Raw genomic sequence first — 4,042 nt, forward strand, 5'->3', positions numbered from 1 at the left:
TTCAGTCTGCTGACAGACTGCAACCTGCAATTCCTGTCCGAGGTAAGGGATGCTGTCCCCGCTCTTTAACTCCCCGGGAGCAAAAAGAGGCGTATTTTGAACATATCGGGCAGTCTTGCCCAATATCCAGGATGCCTTTCGCTTTAGCAGGTCATCAAGTTGCTGCAATTTATATGACCTGGGCACTACTACTGTAAGTCCTGCCCGTTCTCTCACCTCAAGCCGGACGCACCTTGCTCTATGGCTGCGCTTGAGTGTGTACGATATAAGCTGACCATCAAGGATGACTTCCTTTTGCCCAAGCAGGATCAATGGTGAACAAGCTCGTACAGGTGTGGCCGATATTAGGGATGGATAAAGGTCAGACCCCAAATTCACTTTCAACTTTTCGAATCAATCAGACGGGGCAACTCCAGGGTTGTGGTTTATAGTGGTTTATAGTGAAACCATCGAAGAATATAGTCCATTCCCAACATGCCCAGATAGGCCACATAGGTTCCCTTTACTATTTTCCCGGCTGCAACTACCAAGTAGAACTTCCACGGTGGCATGCGTGTGGCTCCTGCCGTAGCACCTATGAGATCAAAGAAGGGATTGAATACCGCTGAAGCAAGAAAGAGGGTCAGGTATCCGTGTTTCTTCATCCAACCCTCTATACGAGAATATAATCTCTGCGCTCTGCCAGGTTTCTGGTTCTTGAGAAAGGAACCGCTGCCGCGCCCGGCAAGATAGCCCGTGAACTCCCCGAGTGCCTCACCCAGGCCGGCAGCTATACCAACAAGGAAGGGGTACGGCAGCAAGCCTCCGAGGGCAAATACCAGCGGCACGCCGGGGACATAGACAATAATGGTGGCGCCGGCCATGAAGCTAACCACAAAAGCGCCGAGGTAACCATATTCTTTGAAATCCCTTAACTCACTGCGGTAAATTACCGCCAGTGCTGCTATCGCAATGACCAGCAGGGCAGATAGCAGAATCAAATAGCGTCCGGTTTTGCGAGGCTCTTTCCCTTTATCTTCTTCTTTGTTATATTTGTTATCGCTATCGTTTGTGGTCATCTTTCGTCGCTCAAGGATACAGGCAAATTGGAGCACAAGTCAAAAACCGTTGACATGGCTATTTCTGTCTGTTATACCCTATGATAGACATGGCTCGAAAACAGTCCCTAAAGATGCTATGATTGGGCGGGCAAGGGAGGGATAGATATGTCTGGACATTCGAAGTGGTCCAAGATCAAGCGACAAAAGGGCGTAACGGATATCAAAAGGGGGCAGCTCTTTACCAAGTTGGGTAGAGAGATTGCGGTGGCGGTTCGTGAAGGGGGAAGCGACCCCGAACATAATTTTCGCCTTCGGTTGGCAATACAGAAATGCCGTGACAACAATATGCCAATGGATAACGTCAACGCCTCTATCAAGAGAGCGAGCGGTGCGGGAGCCGGCACAATACTAACCGAGGTCAGTTTCGAAGGTTACGGACCCGGTGGCGTAGCCATTCTTGTTCAGGCACTGACAGATAACCGCAACCGTACACTGCAGGAGATACGCAATGTCTTCTCCAGAGGCGGGGGTAATCTCGCAGAAGCGGGAGGAGTAGCCTGGATATTCGAGCCCAAGGGGGTAATTACAGTGGAAACCGGCCAAAACGATCCGGAAGAGTTGGCTCTCTCTGCTATTGATGCCGGCGCTGAAGATGTCACTCTTGAGAAAGACTCTATGGAAGTCTATACCCAACCGCAAATGCTGGAAACAGTGCGTAAGGCCATGGAGCAGAAGAAGACAAAAATAGTCTCCGCCGAGCTATCAATGATACCCAAGACCATGCTGGGGCTGGATGACGCTGGGGCACTGCGCGTTCTCAAGCTCCTGGACCGATTTGAGGAGCTGGACGATGTGCAGCGAGTATTCTCCAATGTCGATTTCTCTGATGCCGTCATGGAGAAGCTGGAGGGCCGGGATTGACAGGTTTTGGGCACGCTATGAACAGGAACATCAAGATTGCACCAGGGGTGTCTTAAACGTCAGTGCGCATTCTTGGCATCGATCCGGGTACCATAGCCATGGGCTATGGTTTGATTGATGAGAAGAACGATGAGCCAAGAATGTTAGATTGCGGAGTCCTGACAGTTTCAAACCGGATTCCCGCGCCTGAGAGATTGTACCAATTATACAAGGGTCTTATAGATATCCTCAATCGCTGTCAGCCCGAAGAGATGGCCGTCGAAGAGCCATTCGTAGCTCTTAACATTCGCTCGGCATTGGCGATAGGCCGAGCACAGGCAGTAGCTATGTTGGCTGCCAGCAGTAAAGGCATCCCTGTCTATACCTACCCGCCAGCTAAGATTAAGCAAGCAGTAGCCGACTATGGATGTAGTGGGAAGGAACAGGTTCAGCGGATGGTATGCATCCAGTTGAGGCTGACACAAATCCCCCGCTCGATCGACGCAACAGACGCTCTAGCAGTAGCTCTATGCCATCTCCAACAGAAGCACCTGGCCAGGATGATAGCAGGAGGCGACCGCGAGTCATCATGATTGCTGCTGTTGAAGGAACCCTGGAACTCCGGAGCACAGACTCGGTCATCATTAGAGTGGGTGGAATAAGTTTTCAGGTATATCTGCCGGCCTCTAGCATAGACGAGCTAGGTCCTGTAGGAAAACAAGTACAACTCCACACACTTCTCCACTGGAAGGAGGACAGAGTAGTTCTCTACGGATTCCTTACTCAAGAGGGGCGCGAATTTTTCAAGATGCTCACCAGCGTCAGTGGTATTGGCCCCAAGTTGGCCATGGCTATGCTTTCCAGCCTCAACCCCGAGGGGTTGGCTTCAGCCATTATGAGCAGCGATATCGATCTTCTCACTCAAGTACCTGGGGTGGGAAAGAAGACAGCCAGTCGTGTAGTGCTGGAGTTGAAGAGTAAACTGGAAAAGGGATGGGGTGGATTAGTGGTAAGCTATCATCCGACAGGGGATAGCGATAAGATCATCACGGCCTTAACCAGTCTCGGCTATTCTGCCGCAGATGCAACCAGGGCTATTGCTGCCCTCTCTACATCTGCCGACCTCAGTCTGGAGGACAAGATTAAACTCGCCTTGCGCAACTTGGCCAGGTAGAGCAATGCGAGACCCCCTGGCAGGCAAGCAGCTCTTATTCCCATCTCCCCAACGCCTGCTTGGCCGCTTCCGTCTCTGCTGATTGTTTGCTCTTGCCACATCCCCTGCCTAAGAGGTCTCCTCCAACTACCACCTCCACCCAATAGGTTTTGTCATGGTCTGGGCCTACCGCCCCTACCAGGCGGTAGGTTGGCCGCTGCTGCCTTTCTGCCTGAACTAGTTCCTGCAGCTTCGATTTGTGGTCAACAGCCATCCCCTCCTCTGCCACCTTGCGAAGGGTGCGACCAAAGAGCCTCATGACCAAATCACTGGCAACATGGAATCCCTGATCTATGAATACAGCACCTATGACCGCTTCCATTACACAGGCAAGGTTTCTGGCCCTCTTACGACCGCCACCCTTCTCTTCACCCTGGGCTAGATAAAGATAGTCCCCCAACCCTAAAGATAGAGACAACTGAGCCAAGCTATCCTGCCGCACTAAAGCAGCTCGAAGCTTGGTCATCTCCCCTTCATCCAGGTCAGCGAACTGCCGGTACAGGTTCTCGGCTATCACAAGGCTAAGCAAAGCATCACCCAGGAACTCAAGCCGCTCGTTAGACCCCAAAGGGAAGTCGGCATTCTCATTGAGATATGAACGGTGCACAAAAGACTGCTGTAACAAGGATAGGTCATTGAAAGTGACGCCAAGATGTTCTTGTATTGCAGCCCAGTCAGGCATACTCAAGTCCTCTCTCATTCAGAGTAACGAGTTACCCCCTCTTTTGTCAATAAGGGTTTGAAATTCATGTTGTAACTCTATGATAATGTCCTCTTAATAACTCGATAGAAATGTCCTCTTTCGCAAAAGGGAGTAAAACAGAGGCAATCCTGATAAGGAGGTGCCTCATTGGAAGGAGGACTGATCACGATGAGTGCCAAAGAGAGA

6 protein-coding genes are annotated in these 4,042 nt (G+C 51.0%); 3 read left to right on the forward strand and 3 right to left on the reverse strand.

The genetic code is table 11. The annotated features are described in order from the left end of the window. Positions 1–378, reverse strand: a 378-nt coding sequence (locus NTZ04_00300; protein ID MCX5990769.1) for a DUF45 domain-containing protein, incomplete at its 3' end; no start/stop codon positions are given. A 47-nt stretch (positions 379–425) separates the two neighbouring features. Further along, complete coding sequence (locus tag NTZ04_00305) at positions 426–1,058, reverse strand: VTT domain-containing protein (GenBank protein ID MCX5990770.1); 633 nt, start codon at positions 1,056–1,058, stop codon at positions 426–428. A 147-nt stretch (positions 1,059–1,205) separates the two neighbouring features. On the opposite strand from NTZ04_00305, the gene NTZ04_00310 reads away from it, so the two are divergent. From NTZ04_00310 to ruvA, 3 genes are all read left to right on the forward strand, one after another. Then, positions 1,206–1,961: a YebC/PmpR family DNA-binding transcriptional regulator gene (locus NTZ04_00310; protein MCX5990771.1), complete on the forward strand. Its 756-nt coding sequence runs from the start codon at positions 1,206–1,208 to the stop codon at positions 1,959–1,961. A gap of 62 nt (positions 1,962–2,023) precedes the next feature. Continuing rightward, positions 2,024–2,533 carry a crossover junction endodeoxyribonuclease RuvC gene (gene ruvC / locus NTZ04_00315; GenBank protein MCX5990772.1) on the forward strand — a complete coding sequence of 170 codons (510 nt, stop codon included), beginning with the start codon at positions 2,024–2,026 and terminating at the stop codon, positions 2,531–2,533. Next, a complete protein-coding gene (gene ruvA, locus NTZ04_00320; GenBank protein ID MCX5990773.1) occupies positions 2,530–3,114 on the forward strand; it encodes a Holliday junction branch migration protein RuvA in 585 nt (194 codons plus the stop codon). The genes ruvC and ruvA overlap by 4 nt, the downstream gene beginning before the upstream one ends. 34 nt (positions 3,115–3,148) lie before the next feature. Here ruvA and rnc read toward each other — a convergent pair whose 3' ends face one another. Continuing rightward, positions 3,149–3,835 (reverse strand): ribonuclease III, encoded by a 687-nt coding sequence (gene rnc, locus NTZ04_00325; protein MCX5990774.1) that lies wholly within the window; start codon positions 3,833–3,835, stop codon positions 3,149–3,151. Positions 3,836–4,042 lie beyond the last annotated feature (207 nt).

Source organism: Chloroflexota bacterium, assembly GCA_026389585.1.
Taxonomy (GTDB): Bacteria; Chloroflexota; Dehalococcoidia; order UBA2247; family RBG-13-53-26; genus JAPLHP01.